Raw genomic sequence first — 18,637 nt, forward strand, 5'->3', positions numbered from 1 at the left:
TTTATAAATACGAAATAGCTACTTTTTTTAAAATGCTGCTATTCTAAAATCAAAGCTTTCGCTTTTTACTTTATAATTCCGGTAGTAGATGCCGGTATTTACCAGCTTCATAATTGTAATAACAGAAACTATAGTGGGTACAATTTGATTACCTTTTAAGGTTAAATCAGTTGGTAAGTAACTTAGTTGTATAAGCTATTATATGCCAATAAATTATTAAAGATATATTTGAATTTTATGTTCTTATTCTTTAATTTGTCATAAGAATATTTAAAAATTTAATTGCATTTAAAACCAACTGAAAATTCTTTCTGAAGCAGGCAGATTATTCTTTTTGTGTAAGAAAATTTGCTGAATTTATCCCGGTTTTTAGTTTTACCTTCTATTCTTCCCCCTTAAGTCATCCGTGCTCCGGTTGCTTTTCTTGCTTGCTCTTAGCTTCATACGCATTAAAAACTTTTTGCCTTAGTTAATTATTAAAAAATTAATCTTATCCTAAACGAATGAAAAAGATTTGTACTCCTCCACGCGTGGTTGTGTGTTCATCCCGTAGTAAAAAATTATTTAATTTACTTTTCTGTTGTCTTATTTTTCTGCAAAGTTATTCCGTTAGTGCTTTTAACAAGCATGCACCAGAAAACTTAAAAAAGGCAGCTAAGCCCTTGGCTGGCGAAACCATTGCCAGCTTTACCTTAATCAATGCCGATTCGGATACAGATATTCAAACCATTACCAATGGCAGCACCATTAACCTCGCTAGTTTAGCTACTACAAATTTAAACATCCGGATAAACACCAGTCCGGCTACGGTGGGCAGTGTGGTTATGAATTTAAGCGGCAAACAAACGTACAATAAAACCGAAACGGGTGCGCCCTATGCCTTGTTCGGCGATGTTAGCGGAGATTATCACGCCTGGGTTCCGGCTGTCGGGACTTACACCTTAAAAGCTACTCCGTACTCCGGCTCCGGTGGCGGCGGGACTGCTGGTACGGCCAAAACCATTACTTTCAGCTTTGCTACTGGCCAAACAACCCAACCGGCCATTCAGGTAAATTTTCAGGATCCGAATACCGTACCTCCTTCGGGGTGGGTGCGCGATTTCGGGCAACCTTATGGCGCACGCACCGGCACCAACCAAGGCAGTAATTTAACTTATGGCTGGAAAAAACGGGCCGATGGCAGCTTATTAAATTTAGCGGTAGGGGGTACCACGCCGGGTAACGGGCGTAATCGTAACATGCCGGCCGATGTATTAAAAGCTACCCTCATGCACATGCAAGCCGACGATATCGCCGGCACTTTTGACGGCACCAAAGCCGAAGGTTACTGGGAAGCCAAAGTAGCCAATGGAATTTATGATGTTACCGTTTCGGCTGGGGACGCCGGAGTCTATTCTTTCCCGGAAAAACACACGTTAAACGTAGAAGGGGCAACCGCTCTGAAAGATTTTATACCGAGTGGCGCAGCCGGTGCAAGCACCCGGTTTAAAAGTGGTACCGTGCGGGTAACGGTTACGGATGGTAATCTAACCATCGATGCCGACGGTGGTACTAACACCAAAATAAACTCCGCACAGATTGTGCCGGTTTCTACGGGTGCATTTACTTTCTGGTCGGCCAATGAATTACAATTATCCGCTGAAAAAGGCAGTTCTGCCACAAAAAAAACTTTCTCTTTAGATATAGGCAATTCCAGCAACCGGAACGATATAACCTACTCGGTAACGGCAACTTACGGAGCTGGCGCTAGTGGTTGGTTAACCTTTAACGCCACCCATACCGGTGCCGAACCTAACGTAACTTTTAATTATGCCGCTGCGCAAAATCTACCTATAGGTACCTACAAAGCTACTATAAACGCCGTTGCGGCCGGGTTTAGCACCGGCAGCGTTACTATTCAGGTAGTAGTAAGTGCGCCCCGCCCATACGTTATTTCATCCACGCCGGCCGATGGTACCGTTAATGTGAGCGTAAATACCTCCAGCATTGCGGCCAATAACTTATTTGTGCCGGAAGTTGCTGGCTACCAAGGTGGGGTAAATAACAGTACCATCACCAGCAGCACCGTTAAATTAGTTAAAGTTGTAAATGGGGTTAGCACGCAAATACAAGGCGTGGTGCAGGGTACCGGCGGCGGCGATGCCATTAGCTTTTCACCAACTTTTGCTTTAGAAGCCAATACTACGTATAAGTTTATGGTTACCGACGGCGTAAAATCGTACAGCGGTGCTTCGTTTATTCCGTATACCGCCACTTTTACCACCGGTGATGCTATTGAACCAACCGACCCGATTTCGGTGGAGTTTACCAAAGTGGCTATTGCGGGCACCCAAAAGAAAAAATATTCTTCGCTGGTGATTGGCCCCGATGGTAAATTTTACGCCTTGTTACTGAATGGCAACATCGAACGCTTTGCCATAAGCCGCCCAAGCGGTACTTTAACTTTAGAGGCCAACATTGCTACTTTACCTAATAAATACGGTGCCCGCTCGGCAGTTGGACTGGTGTTCGATCCGGCTTCTACGGCATCTAATTTAATTGCTTACGTCTCGCACTGCTCTTCCGGCTTAACCGGTGCCCCCGAGTTCGATGGTAAAATTTCAAAATTATCGGGAGCTACCCTGGCTACGGAGCAGTTGTTGGTAACCAACTTGCCGCGTTCCGCGAAAGACCATTTGGTAAACAGTTTGGCATTTGGGCCGGATGGAATGCTGTACATTTCCCAGGGCAGTAATAGCTCCATGGGCGCTTACGACGGCTCGTGGCAACGCACTGAAAGTTTGTTATCAGGGGCAGTTTTAAAGCTGGATTTAACCAAACTTGGCAGTACTACGCTGGATGTTAAAACTTCCAACAGCCAAAGCGTCATCAACGCTGCGACCACCAGCTCCCTGAAATTGTCGGATGGTACGTATAACCCGTACGCTACCAATGCTCCTTTAAAAATATACGGTTCGGGTGTGCGCAATGCGTACGACCTTGTATGGCACAGCAACGGCCAGTTATACGCCCCAGCCAATGGTTCGGCCGCTGGCGGAAATACGCCACCATCGGTAGCGGGTACCCGCCGCCCCGATGGCACTACCTATAACGGTCCGGTTATTCCGGCTACTTCGGCCGTGCAGGTGCAAAACGACTGGTTATTCCGGGTAAAAAGTGGTGGTTACTACGGCCATCCTAATCCTTTACGGGGTGAGTACGTGGCTAATCGGGGTTATGCCGATAACCCCAAATACGCCACCAATGTAACTTCCGATTTAAATTACCGGGGTGCTGCTTTTAACTTTGAGCTAAATCGCTCACCCAATGGCGCTATTGAATACAAGAGCAATGCTTTTAACGGCGCCTTAAAAGGCAAAATACTGGTGTGCCGCTTTAGCGGTGGGGGTGATATTATCGTGTTACAACCAGGTTCGGTAGTGAAAGGTAGCCCCGATGCACAGTACGATATAGTGAATCATTTTACCGGTGCCGGTACAAATGGATTAGTAGGGATGTCGGGCTTTATCAATCCTTTAGATTTAGTGGAAGATACACAAACCGGAAACCTGTACGTGATTGAGTTTAACTGGAACAATATTCCCGACCGGACGGCTCAAATTACCTTACTGCGCGTAAGCAGCATCTCGGATGATGAAGGATTTGCCACGGCTTTCCCGGAAAAAATATCCGCTACCGAAGTAGTTGGGATTACCAGCACCAATACTGTAACATCTGCCCAAAAAGCCGCTGCCGCCAGCCAAAAAGGCAAAGACAAGGATAAAGACAAAGACAAGGACAAGGATAAAGATGACGACTTGCCGGATTTATCAAAAGTAACGCGGCATCCGGTTACAATTTCCAACACGGGCCGGGGTAATTTAAAATTAAAAAATTTGTCCATTATTGGTGAAAATGCCGCTGAGTTCCGGTTACTTGGCCAACCCGATGCGAAACCCAATAAACCGATTAAAATTCGGAAGAATAGCTCAGTAACTTTTAACGTGGCGTTTTTCCCTACCACTAAAGGGCTAAAAAAGGCTAAGATAGAAGCCGTGAGCAGTAAGAAAAAACAAGATCAATCGGTATCGGTGGAGTTAGAAGGTTTGGGCATTATGTACGAAGGAATAGATACGGTGGGTACAGGTTCTCCCGTAGATTCGGTTACTGAAACGGCTAGTAGCCTGAGTGAAATTTCCAAAAGCAAAGACTTAAAACTTAGCGTTTATCCGAATCCGAACGAAGCTGGTTCAAAAATTTACGTTGATTTGGCCGGCTTTGCGCCGAAAGAAGCAGTAACCTTAAGTTTGTACGATAGTTATGGCCAGCTATACTGGGCTAAAACCGTACGGGTAGATGAGCAAGGCATTAGTTCCGCCGAAATGCCGGTTAATAAAAACATGAATGCCGGTATCTACATCATGAAGGTTACCGGAGCATCGGGCCAAAAACAAAGTAAACTCATTTTAAAATAGTAAAATTTTAAATTTTTAAAAAATGAAGCTGTTTAGCATTCTAAAACTTAGAAAATAAAGGTACTAGCTAGAAGTGAGTCGTATTTTGTGGAGCAATCCTGCTTTGGTAGTGGAGACACCAACAAAGGCGAAGGTTGCCGCTAGTATTATATAGGCTATACAACTTCATTAACAGCAAAGGGGAGTGGCAACGCCATTCCCCTTTTTTATTTCTAATCCCATGGCGGCATTTGACCTGCTTAAATAAGAAAGCTTCTTTCCTTTTTTCAGATACATCTTCCCTTAAATCCAGTAGTAGTCCTGTGTTGCTGTGCTAAATACTTTCTAGGAGCTAAGTTTTATTATAAAGCTGTATGTGCTATTAGATTAAGCAATTTCTTGAAAATTAGGCGAAAATTATTAATTAGGAATATTGCAATCAGAATTAATGGAGAGGAGCGGGTTACTATAGCTTGAAACATTTATGCCTTAAACCAGAACTTATTCCGGTAAAAGACCGTTAAAACGGTCTAAAATTCTGGATTATTTTAATTTTAATTAGTACTGGTTTATAACGCAGTTCTTCTACCTATTCTTAGAATTCAGGAATTTTAAAAAAAGTAAATTCTAGTTTTAATAAACTGGCATTTATTTGCTTGTATTTCAATAAATTATTACGCCGAACATGATTGTTTCCTTCTCTGCATTTATCATTAACATCTTTCTACTTCAATCCTTCATTTTATCAATCCCGCGCTTTAGTAAAAATTATTTCTAATTAATCAGCTTACAATGAAAAAAGGTTTTACTGTTCACTTCTCGCTTATTGGTTTGTTAAATTTTAAAAAATTATTCTTTTTAATAGTTGGTCTGGCATTAAGTACGGCCGGTTTTCCGCAGTTACTTAAAGTTAATTTCCAAGATCCCAAAACGGTTCCGCCTACGGGGTGGGTTCGCGATTACGGACAAGCTTATGGCCTGCGCACGGGTTCTTACCAGGGCAATCAACGTACTTACGGTTGGAAAAAACGTTCCGATAATAGCTTGTTAAATCTGTCGGTAGGAGGTTCCACGCCGGGCAACGGCCGTAACCGGAAAATGCCATCTGATCCTTTGCAAGCCACGCTTATTCACATGCAAGCCGACGATATTGCCGGTACTTTTGACGGAACTAAAGCCGAAGGTTATTGGGAAGCTAAATTAACCAAGGGCATTTACGATGTGGTAGTATCAGCGGGCGATGCCGGCGTCTATTCATTTCCGGAAAAACACACTTTAAACGTGGAGGGCGTGCAAGCCATTAAGGATTTTGTTCCCACCGGGGCTGCCGGTTCCAGTACGCGTTTTAAAAGCGCCACCGTGCGGGTTGCCGTTACCGATGGAAATTTAACGATTAATGCCGATGGCGGCGTGAATACCAAAATCAACTCTGTCCGGATTGTGCCTTATTCTACCGGGCCATTTACTTACTGGTCGGCGAATGAGCAACAGCTAAGCGTGCAGAAAACCAGCTCTGCCACCACCAAAACCTTTTCTTTAGATTTAAGCAACTCCAGCAACAAAAGCGTACAATATACGCTTTCAGCTACGTATGGTACCGGTGCAAGCGGCTGGTTGAGTTTTAACCGGACACATTCGGGTACGGAGCCCAACGTAACCATTAACTACACCGCTACCCAAAACTTACCATTGGGCACGTACAAAGCCACGGTGTATGCCGCTGCCGCTGGGTTTACCGCCGGAAGTGTAACGGTTAAGGTAACAGTTAGTGCACCCCGGCCTTATGTAATTTCGTCTACGCCGGCCAATAAAGCTACCAATGTAAGTGTAAATACCTCCAGTATTGCGGCTAATAATTTGTTCGTACCCACCGTTGCCGGTTACAAAGGCGGTGTCGATAACAGCACCATCACCAGCAGCACCGTAAAATTATTAAAAGTAGTAGGCACCAGTACTACCCAGATACAAGGAGTGGTGCAGGGTACCGGTGGCGGCGATGCCATTAGCTTTTCCCCCACTTTTGCCCTGGAACCCAATGCTACTTATAAGTTTGTAATTACCGATGGCGTAAAATCGTACAGTAAGGCTTCGTTTATTCCGTACACAGCTACCTTTACCACTGGGGCCGCGCTGGAATCCCGGGATCCCATTTCGGTAGAGTTTACCAAAGTAGCCATCCCGGGTACCCAAAAGAAAAAATATTCTTCGCTTGTAATTGGCCCGGATAGTAAATTTTATGCTTTGCGTTTAGACGGCGCTATTGAGCGGTTTACCATAAACCGTACCACCGGTATGCTGGGTAACCAATCGGTAATTAGTACGGCTTTATCGGGCAAGTACGGTAGCCGGGCGGCTGTTGGGTTAGTGTTTGATCCGGCTTCTACGGCTTCTAATTTAATTGCGTACGTGTCGCATTGTTCTGGTAAGCTGGAAGGCGCCCCGGCCTTTGATGGTAAAATTTCAAAATTAACGGGCGCTAACCTTACCACTGAACGCTTACTGGTAACCAACTTGCCCCGTTCTACCAAAGACCATTTAGTTAACAGTTTGGCTTTCGGGCCCGATAAGGCTTTGTATATATCGCAAGGCAGTAACAGTTCCATGGGCGCTTACGATGGCTCATGGCAACGCACCGAAAGTTTATTGTCAGGGTCAATTCTGCGGTTGGATTTAGTTAAGTTAGGCAGCGCTACTTTAGATGCAAAAACCACTACAAACCAAAGCGTGATTAACGCGGCTTCCGGTACTTCCGCCAAAATGTCGGATGGTACCTACAATCCGTATTCCAGTGCTTCACCGCTTACTATTTATGCTTCGGGCGTGCGCAATGCTTACGATTTAGTGTGGCACAGCAATGGGCAGTTGTATTCACCGGCAAATGGCTCGGCCGCCGGGGGAAATACGCCCGCTTCGTTAAGTGGCACCCGCCGCCCGGATGGCAGCAAGTATAGTGGTCCTTCTATTCCGGCAACCAGTGGGGTGCAGGTGCAAAACGATTGGCTGTTCCGGATAAAAAAAGGCGGTTATTACGGGCATCCAAACCCATTGCGGGGCGAGTACGTGGCAAACCGGGGTTACAAAGATAATTCGAAATACGCCAGTACCGTAGTAGCAGATCCGAACTACCGGGGTGCCGCCTTTAATTTTAACCTGAACCGTTCCCCCAACGGTGCCATTGAGTACAAGAGCAATGCATTTAACGGGGCGTTAAAAGGCAAAATACTGGTGTGCCGCTTCAGTGGGGGGGGCGATATCATCGTGTTAAAACCAGGTTCGGTAGTAAAAGGCAGCACCGATGGACAATACAATATCACCGATAATTATACCGGCGCCGGTACTAATGGCTTGGTCGGCATGTCGGGCTTTATTAATCCCCTGGATTTGGTAGAAGACCCGCAAACCGGCAATTTGTACGTGATTGAGTTTAACTGGAACAATATTCCTGACCGTACTTCACAGATTACATTGCTGCGCGTGAGCAATATTTCAGACGCCGACGGTTATGCATCGGCCTATCCGCAAAAAATATCGGCTACCGAAGTAGTGGGAGTTTCTAATATTTTAAATTCGGTGCAAAACCTGACATCTCCTTTACTTGCAGGTACAGCTAAAAAAGACAAGAAAGAAAAAGAAGATAAAGGTAAAGGCAAGGGTAAAGATAAAGACGACGATGATGATGATGACGATCAGGATAATGGCAAAGGCGATGACGGCAATAATGATGACGATGACCTCTTGGATTTTTCGCGGGTTACGCGCCATGCGGTTACGATCTCCAATACCGGCCGGGGAAATTTAATGCTGAAAAACCTGGAAATTACCGGCCCAAATGCCAGCGAATTTAAAATCTTAGACCAACCTAATGTTAATCCAAACAAACCAATTAAAATCCGGAAGAACAGCTCGATCACCTTTAACGTAGCGTTTTATCCAAAATCCATTGGTTTAAAGCACGCCAAGTTAGAAGCCGTAAATAACAAAAAGAAAAAAGGCCAGTTTGTTTCGGTTGATCTGGTTGGTTTAGGAATTACCTACGAAGGCATTGATTCGGTGCTGGGCGGTTTATTGGATTCGGCTACCAATATTGTAGTGGATGTAACCAAGCCACTATTAAACCCCGATAAACTTAAATTAAATGTATATCCGAACCCGAACGAAGTAGGATCTAAGATCTATTTTGATTTAGCCGGTTTTAACGCCAATGAACCCGTAACTTTAAACCTGTACGACAGTTTCGGGCAATTATACCAGGCTAAAACCATACAGGTAGATGAACAAGGCCGCAGCTCCGCCGAAATGCCGGTAAGCACAACCATGAACCCAGGCATATACATACTTCGGGCTACCGGAGCCGCCGGCCAGAAAGAAAGCCGGATTATTTTAAAATAATGCTTAGCTATAATGGTTTAAAAAAGGAAGCGCTTTAAGCGTTTCCTTTTTTATTTTGCTCATTTTTATATTTTTAATTTTCTGGATAATACCAGATTACCCGAATACCAGCCAGCTTAAGCTGGCGGCAAGGCAGGGTATTTTGAATAGGCTGTAAGGCGAGCGTGCCAGACAATCAGCTTTGTTTTGATCCAGATACGGCACAACTTCTTAAATCTGGCTTTTACTTTTAAATAAAAAAAGAAAGTTCTTCTACCGGAAAAGTAAAAAATTAAAAAATCAGATAAAACGCACTTAGCCGGGCACTTACCATATCTAAAACAGGGCAACCTACGTTGCAAGTAGGGGTAAAGCGGTAATTTTTTGAATTGCCTTCACCTATTCAGATGTTTTTTGTAACTTGATTCTTCACCAGAAAGGAATTTTATTCGATGAGTTTTCTATTTCCTTCTTTTTTATATGCTTTATCTGCAATCGCCATTCCCATTATCATCCATTTAGTGGAGCTCCGCAGAGCCAAGCGGGTGGTTTTTACCAACTTAAGTTTTATTAAAGAAGTTAAAAACGTAACGGCTAGTCACCGCCAGTTAAAACGCTGGCTTATTTTACTGGCCCGCATCCTTTTTATTATTTTTCTGGTTTTACTTTTCAGCCAGCCCTACCGTTCTACCGGCAGCCAGCAAGCATTATCTACCAACCGGGCAAAGATATTTGTGGATAATTCGTTTAGCATGCAAAACCAGGCGAGTACTTCCGAAAACTCGCTGTTGCAGGTAGCTCTGGATCAGGCTAACCGCCTAACGCAATTATTTAACGTAAACGCTTCGTATCAATTGGGCACGCAGGCTAAATTGTCTTATGTCGATTTTAGCAAATCCGATTTTCAGAAGCAAATAAGCAGCATTAACGAATCGGCCAATAATCGCTCTCTGGCTTCAGTATTTGCGTGGTTTAATCAGGAAGAAGACCGCAAACCTTTTAAAGGATTCATAATTTCGGATTTTCAAAAATCTAATCTTAAATCGCCTACTTTAGTTATTCCGGATACCGTTAACGAATATTACCTGGTGCCGGTGCAAAGCGCCAACAACCGCAACGTGTTTATCGATACGGTTTACAGCGAAGATGCTTTTATCCGCGAAAATGAAAATAATGTGCTGCAGGTAAAATTGCGCAACGCCGGCAACGAAGACGTAAACGATTGTCAGGTTAAATTTTTTATCGGTGCCAAACAAGTATCGGCCTTGAGTATAGATGTACCGGCAAACAAAACGGTGCCTTTTACCTTAAACTACCGCCTCAGCGGCAACCAAACGGCCAATTGCCGGCTGGTGCTGGAAGATTTTCCGGTTACTTTCGATAACACGTATTATTTTAATTTAAAACCTTCCGAAAACATAAAAATTTTAGAATTAAGCGGGCAAAATACCGTTGGTGATAAATTATATACCAACGAAAATATTTTTCAGTATACTTCTTCGGCTTACAACAACATAAACTACAAACAAATTGGGCAAGCCGATTTTATTATTCTGAACAGCATCGAAGAAATTGATGCCCCTTTGGCCGACAATCTGCGCGCCTTTGTGCAGGAAGGCGGTAATGTGTTGCTGATTCCGGCGGCTAAGGCCAACGTTGGTTCTTACCAGGAGTTTATGCGTAAGTTGCAGTTAACCAGTGTGCAACCCATGGCGGGCAATCAGGAAAATAAAAAAAGTTTACTAGCTTACCCGGACATCCGTAACTCGTTTTTTCAAAATATTTTTAGCGAACCCAGCCGCAACACCATTTTACCGAGCGCTACCAAAGCCTGGCGCTGGAACCGGTCGGCCAGCGATATTTTACACTTTAAAGAAGGCGGCAGCTTTTTATCGTCCTTCCACTTAGGCAGCGGGCAGGTTTATTTATTTGCTTCGCCGCTTACCGAAGAATTTTCGGATTTTCAGAGCAATGGATTGTTTGTGCCGGTAATGTATAAGATGGCTATGTTGAGCTCGCGCCAGCAACAACCTTTGGCTTATGCCCTGAATAACCGCATTTTTACGGTACCTTTTAATCAAGAATTACCCGCCGACCAGGTAGTGCAGTTACGCAAAGACAGCGTTTCGTTTATTCCGGAACAACAGGTGCGCAAAAACCAACTGGTACTGGGTATCCCGACCGAGGCCAACGAAGCCGGCTTTTACGACCTGATGCTTAAAGATAAAGTTTTGGCAACCCTGGCTTTTAACTTTGATAAACGCGAATCGGATTTAAAACAATTTTCGGTGCAGGAGCTGCGCAACGCGGTGGCCGGCCAGAAAAACGTGCATGTTTTAGACACTTCGAATGAGTTAAATTTACAAAGAGAGTTAACTAACGAAAATTTAGGTGTGCCGCTATGGAAATATTGCCTATTATTGTGTCTGGTTTTTATGTTCACCGAAATTTTATTAATCCGCTATTTCTAACATGCAGGTACTACTGAAATCAGTTAAAGTAATTGCTCCCGCTTCCGAATTTCATCAACAAACTATTGATATTTATATACAAGATGGCGTAATCAGTGCCATTAACCCCGATTTAACGCTGTTGGATGCTCCCTTAACCACCGTGGAGCAGCCGGGTTTGTGTGTGTCGGCGGGTTGGTTGGATTTAAACGCCTGGGTAGGCGATCCGGGTTTAGAGCACAAAGAAGATTTACAAAGCGCTGCTTTGGCTGCCGCTAAGGGCGGTTTTACCGAAGTAGTTTGTTTGCCCAACGTTGAGCCGGTACACCAGACTAAAAACGCGATTAACTATATTCAAAATCAAACCCGCTTGCTGCCGGTAAGTTTTCATGCCTTCGGCGCTATTACCACCGATACCCACGGCAAAGAATTAACCGAAATGATTGACTTGCACGAGGCCGGCGCCGTAGCTTTTACGGATGGTTTGCACCCCGTGCAGCAGGCCGATGTTTTGGTAAAAGCTTTGCAATACGTGCAGTTTTTTGGGGGCTTAATTATTCAGAAACCCGAAAATACCAGTTTAACCCAGCACGGCTTAATGCACGAAGGTGTGGTAAGTACGCAGTTGGGCTTAAAAGGCATGCCGCCCCTGGCCGAAGAAGTAATTATTGCCCGTGATTTACGATTACTAAAGTACACCGGCGGACGCTTGCATTTTACCCTAATATCGTCGGCAGAAGCCGTGGATCTGGTACGCGAAGCTAAAAAACAAGGTTTACCCGTAACCTGCGATGTAGCTGCCTACCAAACCGCCTTTACCGACGAAGAAATTATACCTTTCGATACCAATTACAAAGTAAATCCGCCATTCCGCTCGCCACAAGACCGGGAGGCCATTGAGCAAGGTTTACAGGATGGTACCATTGATGCTTTAGTTACGGCGCACCGGCCGCAGGATACCGAATCTAAAAACCTGGAATTTGATATGGCCGAGTTTGGTATTACCAGCCTGGAAACGGCTTTTGCGGTAGCCAACACGTATTTAGGCCCGGTAATTGGTTTAGACCAGGTTATTGCCAAACTAACGGATGGACCCCGCCAGATTTTACAAATGGCCGTACCCGAAATTAAAGCCGGTGCAATCGCTAATTTAACTTTGTTTCACCCGGAGCAAACCTGGACTCCAGCCGAAGCCAATTCCGCTTCTAAAAGTTTTAACAATCCCTTTTACGGCAAAAACTTACAAGGCCAGGTGTTTGGCATTATTAATAAAAGCCAGGTTGTGTTTAATCCCAACTTCGCGCTTTCGTAGCAAATTTTTAAAATTTTAAATTTTGTAAACGCCCCCGGATGTTTGAAAGACCTGTTTTTCGTGTGGCCCTGCGGTACGGGGTATTGGCCGCACTCTCCAGTTTTATAATAATGGTGCTGTTGTATGTAGCTGGCAAAAATCCGTTTGGGCAAAGTGGCTTTTACACTTTGTTTCTACTGCCCGTATTTTTAGTTTTAGGAACGGCTTTTTTAAGACGGAAAATAGATCCGGAATTAAAATTTTTTAAAGGCTTAAAATTTGGCTGGTTGGTAACCTTAATAGCGGCCGTAACTTTTAGTATCTTGTTATTTGGATTTACGCAGGTAGCAGGTTCCGGCGCCATTCAAGAGCACGTGCAGGAAATGAAAGCCATGATGGAGGAAAACAAAGCGCAATTTTTAAAATTACCCAACGGTGAGCAAGCCTACAATACCAACTACCAGCAACTCGACCAAATTACCGGTAACACTTTAGTACTAGATAATTTTATAAAATTAACTTTGATCGGCTTTTTATTTTCCTTAGTATCCGCTACATTTTACCGAAAATGATATAGTCAATATATGGAAAACGTAAATTCTACTTCAACTTATACCCAACCTTCTTGGTTTCCGGTAGCTTTAAGGTATGGCATTATTACCGGTTTAGTGGCTGGGGTAGTAAGTATTTTGTTATTTATTACGGGAGGGTTTGAGAAGGTTTGGATAGGATTTATAATTGGTGTTGTAATTCAAATTGGAAGTATAGTCTTTGCCCATAAAGATTTTAAGTCTCAGAATAACGGATTTATGACCTATGGCCGGGGTTTACTTATTGGCACTATCCTATCAGCAATAAGCGGTTTAGTGGGCGGATTAATTTCTTTTGCCTACATTCAATTTGTTGATATGAGCGTTATAGATCGGATGAATGAATTGCAAATTGTGATGATGGAAAAATTTGGCCTGCCAGAAGATAAGATGGACGAAGCAATTCAAAAATTGGAAGAAAGCAACACTCCGGCGAAACAAATTACAGGTGGACTAACTACTGGATTAACGATGGGATTTCTTTTTTCTTTGATTGTATCCGCAATAACTAAAAAGAATAAGCCCGAGTTTGAATAAATTTAATTGATGCAACAACCCGATTTAGATATATCGGTGGTTATTCCGCTCTTAAACGAAGCAGAATCGCTCCCGGAACTTACCCAATGGATTAGCCGTGTAATGCAGTTGCACGGCTATTCTTATGAAATAATTTTAGTGGATGATGGCAGTACCGATACGTCCTGGCGGGTTATTCAGGAACTGGCTACCTTCAACTCCGCCATTAAAGCCATCCGGTTTAACCGGAATTACGGCAAATCGGCGGCTTTAAACGTAGGTTTTAAAGAAACCCGCGGCGAAGTAGTAATTACCATGGACGCCGACCTGCAGGACAGTCCCGATGAAATTCCGGAACTCTACCGCATGATTAAAGAACAAGGCTACGATTTGGTTTCGGGCTGGAAAAAAAAGCGGTTCGATCCATTGTCCAAAACCATTCCTACCAAACTATTTAACGGCGTTACGCGCAAAATTTCCCGAATTGAGCTGCACGATTTTAATTGCGGCCTGAAAGCTTACGACCAGCGCGTAGTTAAAAACATTGACGTGTACGGCGAAATGCACCGCTACATTCCGGTTATTGCCAAATGGAACGGTTTTAAAAATATCGGCGAAAAAGTAGTGCAGCACCGCGAACGCAAATACGGCTACACTAAATTTGGTCTGGAGCGTTTTGTTTACGGTTTCCTAGATTTGCTTTCCATAACCTTTGTGTCGCGGTTTAAAAAGCGGCCCATGCACTTTTTTGGTACTATGGGTACTTTGTCGTTTTTAGTAGGATTTTTTATTACCCTGTGGCTGATTGGGGACAAGGTTTATTACTCGTTTTACCTGCACCAACGAACCCGCGATGTAGTAGCGCAGCCTTTGTTTTTTTTAGCTTTGGTAGCTTTAATTGTAGGCGTGCAGCTATTTTTAGCGGGTTTCCTGGCCGAAATGATTTCCCTGACCGGTAGCCGGAAAAACGAATACCTTATCCGGGACCAAATTGGTTTAGCGCCCTCCCATGTCTAAAGTTGTAATTATTGGGCCGGCGCATCCTTTACGCGGCGGGTTAGCTACCTACAACGAGCGCTTAGCCCGGGCATTCCAGGAAAACGGCGATGCCGTAGAGATTGTCACGTTTAGCTTACAGTATCCTGGTTTTTTGTTTCCGGGCCAAACGCAGTATTCCGATGAGCCGGCACCCCTTGATTTAAGCATTAAGGCTTTCATTAACTCCATAAATCCGCTAAGTTGGCTAAAAACCGGAAATTACCTCCGGCAACAAAAGCCCGATATCGTTATTTTCCGGTTTTGGTTGCCCTTTATGGGACCCGCCCTAGGCACCATAGCCCGAATTATTAAGTGGAACAAGCATACTAAATTACTAGCTATTACGGATAATGTAATTCCGCACGAAAAGCGGCCGGGCGATTTGCCTTTCACCAAATATTTTCTGGCTGCGTGCCACGGTTTTGTTACCATGTCGGTGGAGGTGTTGGCGCAATTGCAAAAGCTCCAACCCAGCAAACCAAAAAAATATCATCCGCACCCGCTCTACGATAATTTCGGGGAGCCTTTGTCTAAACCGGAGGCCAAAAAAGTATTACACCTTAACCCAGACGACCAATACATTTTATTTTTTGGTTTTATCCGGGCGTATAAAGGATTGGATTTGTTGCTGCAAGCTTTTGCCGACCCGCGGCTTGCCCAATTAAAAAATTTAAAATTAATTATTGCGGGCGAGTTTTACGAAAACCCCGAGCCATATAACCAATTGATTCAACATCATGCGTTAGAAGACCGCATTGTGCTGGCAACGCATTTTATTCCGAATAGTCAGGTTAAAAATTATTTTTGCGCGGCCGATTTGGTGGTGCAGCCTTACAAACACGCTACGCAAAGCGGGGTTTCGCAAATCGCTTATCATTTTAATAAACCCATGCTGGTTACCAACGTTGGGGGCTTAGCCGAGTTAATACCAGATGGTAAAGCCGGGTACGTAATACCCGTCGAACCCGAAGCTATTGCCAATGCCATTCTGGATTTCTACCAGAATAACCGCGAAACTTATTTATCGCAGGAAGTAAAAATTTTAAAAAAACAGTTTTCCTGGCAAAGTATGGTTGAGGCTCTTAAGCAATTGGCGGCGCAGGTGTAATTACTGGTTGGTGCAGGGTGTTTTTTACGGCCTGGTAAACCTTACTGGCTGGTAAATCTTCCATGCACGAGGTGCCGTATTTACAGGTTCCGCGGTAAAAGCAAGCGCATTCCTTATCTGGTTGAATAATTACACCTCGTTGGTACAGTTCAAACTCGTACGGGTTAAAGATGTTGTTGAGTAACACCATTTTCTTTTGCAGCGCAATGGCAATATGCATGGCCATGGTTACCTGGGTTACAATTACATCCATCTGGTACATTAAATTAATAAATTGTTCCAGTTTAAAGTAACCCAAATAAAGCGCATTAGTGGCTTCTTGCAGGCGGGTATTCCGGGCATCTTCCTGCTCGCCGCCCAATAATACAACGGTATAGTTTTCCTGGTGCAATAACTGAATCAGCTCTATCCATTTTTCATCCGACCACAGCCGGGTAGTCCAGCGGTCGCCGCAGCCGGTGTTCAGGCCAATTAAAGGTTTGCTGTGGTCGAAAGGCCAGCTAAAGCCTTTATCCTGGTGGTTATCGAAAATGTATTCTTCGTAGTTAAACTGCCAGCCGCAGATTTCAAAAATTTCTTCGACGTACGATTTTTTGTTTTCTAAGCTTAACTGATCAAAAACCCCGGTTAAAAATTTGTGATTGGCTAATTCGTTGGACGGGTAAGCTACCCCGTTTTTTAAAGTATAACCAAATTTCTGATCCGCCTGAATGGAGTCGTGCAGAGCACACGCTTCTTTATCTTTATCCAGGTTAAATAAAATATCAAATTGCGTATTTTGCAGGTACAGAATGGCCGCTAAGTCAAATTTTAAAATTTCTTCAATTTCCTGCTTGGGCAAAATAGCTGGTGTATGCGTAAGCCAGGTAATTTTTGCCTGTGGGTAAGTAGTCCGGATTTTACGCAGCAGGGGCGTAGTGCGGATTACATCACCGATGGCGCCCAGCTTTATAATTAAGATGCGTTTTAGAACAGGTATATAAACCGGACAATTGCCGCACTGGTATCCTGATTCTTTATTGGGTTTGCACGGAATATCGCCCCGGAAATAAATGCAATCGGTATGTACCTGTACTCCGTTTAAAACAGACATTCTTTTAAAAGTGAAATTAGAAATTAAGAATTAGAAATTAAGCCATTAGGCTAAAAAGCTATTTTGTCATATTTAAAATTATAAATATCGTGAGTTTCCGCAACATTGATTTTATTGCAAGCTCATTCTTGGTGGTGTTTTCACTACCAGGGGCAATTTTTTAAATTCTTACAATATGACAAAATAGCTTCTTACATAGCTGCCGGTTATTGGCTTTTTTAAAAATTTATACCGGTGTAATTGTATGGGGTAATAGCAGCCAGTTCTTTTTTAACTTCGTCGCTTACGGCTAAAGTTTGAATAAAACTGGCAATGGTGTTGGCCGTGATTTTTTCGTTTACCCGGGTTAAAGCTTTCAGGGCTTCATAGGGTTGCGGGTAACCTTCGCGCCGCAAAATGGTTTGAATACCTTCGGCTACTACGGCCCAGTTATCTTCTAAATCTTGCTGTAAGGCTTGCTCGTTTAACTCCAGTTTACCAATTCCTTTTATTAACGATTTTAAAGCAATCAGGGTGTGCGCTAAAGGTACGCTAACATTGCGGAGCACTGTAGAGTCGGTGAGGTCGCGCTGCAACCGGCTGATGGGCAGTTTACCCGCTAAAAACTCGAATAAGGCGTTGGCTAATCCTAGATTGCCTTCGGCGTTTTCAAAATCAATGGGGTTTACCTTGTGGGGCATGGCCGAAGAACCAATCTCGCCGGCTTTAATTTTTTGTTTAAAATAACCCACCGAAATATACTGCCAAATGTCGCGGGCAAAATCAATCAGAATGGTATTTAACCGCTTTAGCGCATCAAAGAAAGCTGCCAGATTGTCGTAGTGTTCAATTTGGGTGGTATACTGGCTCCGGTTTAAACCCAGGTTATTATTTACAAAATTATTCGCAAAATTTATCCAATCAATTTGTGGATAAGCAACAAAGTGGGCGTTAAAATTGCCGGTTGCTCCCCCGAATTTAGCCGAAAAAGGCACAGCCTGTAATTGCTTTAACTGCACCTGCAACCGTTCGGCAAACACCTGTATTTCTTTGCCCAGCCGGGTAGGAGAGGCGGGTTGTCCGTGAGTTCGGGCGAGTAAAGGAATATTTTGCCAGGTTGTAGCCATGGCTTGCAACTCATTTAAAATTTGCTCAAACGCCGGTAGTATTTGCCCACTAAAAGCTTCTTTTAAAGATAAAGGAATAGCGGTGTTATTTATATCCTGCGAGGTTAAGCCAAAATGAATAAATTCTTTGTAAGCGGCCAAACCTAGCTGGTCGAAATGATTTTTTATAAAATATTCCACGGCTTTTACATCGTGGTTGGTGGTTTTTTCAATTTCTTTAATAGCTGCGGCATCTTCTACGGTGAAGTTTTGGTAAACCTGCCGCAGGTCCGGGAAAACTGATTTTGCAACCCCGGCCAATTGAGGCAGCGGCAATTCGCATAAGGCAATAAAGTACTCAATTTCAATAAGTATCCGGTATTTTATTAAACCAAATTCAGAGAAAAAAGGCGCTAGTTCCGCCGTTTGCCGATGATAGCGGCCATCTATCGGGGATAGGGCCGTTAAGGTTTGTAATTTCATACATCCATGTTTTGGTCAAAGATAAGCATGATAATTTAAATAAAGGTGCGGCCAGGAAGGTAAAAGATGCTAAAATTAAAGAAATGGCGTTAATTTTGTGGCGCTTGCCGCACGCTTAAAAATTAAAAATAGATAACCTTTTAGCAAAATTTTTACGTTTATGTTTAAGTTGTTAAACGTAA

10 protein-coding genes are annotated in these 18,637 nt (G+C 43.6%); 8 read left to right on the top strand and 2 right to left on the bottom strand.

Annotation, left to right across the window (positions count from 1 at the left end; all coding sequences use genetic code 11):
* Positions 1–503 precede the first annotated feature (503 nt).
* From HUW51_RS18380 to HUW51_RS18415, 8 genes are all read left to right on the top strand, one after another.
* Positions 504–4,454, top strand: coding sequence for a T9SS type A sorting domain-containing protein (locus HUW51_RS18380; protein WP_185271096.1), 3,951 nt, complete (start codon positions 504–506; stop codon positions 4,452–4,454).
* 771 nt (positions 4,455–5,225) lie between these two features.
* A complete protein-coding gene (locus HUW51_RS18385; protein ID WP_185271097.1) occupies positions 5,226–8,822 on the top strand; it encodes a T9SS type A sorting domain-containing protein in 3,597 nt (1,198 codons plus the stop codon).
* 431 nt (positions 8,823–9,253) lie between these two features.
* Entirely contained in the window at positions 9,254–11,272 is a 2,019-nt protein-coding gene (locus HUW51_RS18390; RefSeq protein ID WP_185271098.1) for a BatA domain-containing protein, read from the top strand.
* A 1-nt stretch (position 11,273) separates the two neighbouring features.
* Positions 11,274–12,563 (top strand): dihydroorotase, encoded by a 1,290-nt coding sequence (locus HUW51_RS18395; RefSeq protein WP_185271099.1) that lies wholly within the window; start codon positions 11,274–11,276, stop codon positions 12,561–12,563.
* Between the two features lie 38 nt (positions 12,564–12,601).
* Positions 12,602–13,114 (top strand): DUF4199 domain-containing protein, encoded by a 513-nt coding sequence (locus HUW51_RS18400; RefSeq protein WP_185271100.1) that lies wholly within the window; start codon positions 12,602–12,604, stop codon positions 13,112–13,114.
* Between the two features lie 12 nt (positions 13,115–13,126).
* Positions 13,127–13,669 carry a DUF4199 domain-containing protein gene (locus tag HUW51_RS18405; RefSeq protein ID WP_185271101.1) on the top strand — a complete coding sequence of 181 codons (543 nt, stop codon included), beginning with the start codon at positions 13,127–13,129 and terminating at the stop codon, positions 13,667–13,669.
* A gap of 9 nt (positions 13,670–13,678) precedes the next feature.
* The gene (locus tag HUW51_RS18410; protein ID WP_185271102.1) at positions 13,679–14,665 is read left to right on the top strand and encodes a glycosyltransferase family 2 protein; all 987 of its coding nucleotides are present in this window, start codon (positions 13,679–13,681) and stop codon (positions 14,663–14,665) included.
* On the top strand, positions 14,658–15,794 hold the full coding sequence (locus HUW51_RS18415) for a glycosyltransferase (RefSeq protein ID WP_185271103.1): 1,137 nt from the start codon (positions 14,658–14,660) through the stop codon (positions 15,792–15,794). Before HUW51_RS18410 ends, HUW51_RS18415 begins: the two co-directional genes overlap by 8 nt.
* Here the strand turns inward: HUW51_RS18415 and HUW51_RS18420 are convergent.
* Together HUW51_RS18420 and purB are read right to left on the bottom strand one after the other, a co-directional pair.
* The gene (locus HUW51_RS18420; protein ID WP_185271104.1) at positions 15,769–16,887 is read right to left on the bottom strand and encodes a glycosyltransferase family 9 protein; all 1,119 of its coding nucleotides are present in this window, start codon (positions 16,885–16,887) and stop codon (positions 15,769–15,771) included. The genes HUW51_RS18415 and HUW51_RS18420 overlap by 26 nt on opposite strands.
* 218 nt (positions 16,888–17,105) lie before the next feature.
* On the bottom strand, positions 17,106–18,455 hold the full coding sequence (gene purB / locus HUW51_RS18425) for an adenylosuccinate lyase (RefSeq protein ID WP_185271105.1): 1,350 nt from the start codon (positions 18,453–18,455) through the stop codon (positions 17,106–17,108).
* Positions 18,456–18,637 lie beyond the last annotated feature (182 nt).

The sequence above is a fragment of the Adhaeribacter swui genome (genome assembly GCF_014217805.1).
Taxonomy (GTDB): Bacteria; Bacteroidota; Bacteroidia; order Cytophagales; family Hymenobacteraceae; genus Adhaeribacter; species Adhaeribacter swui.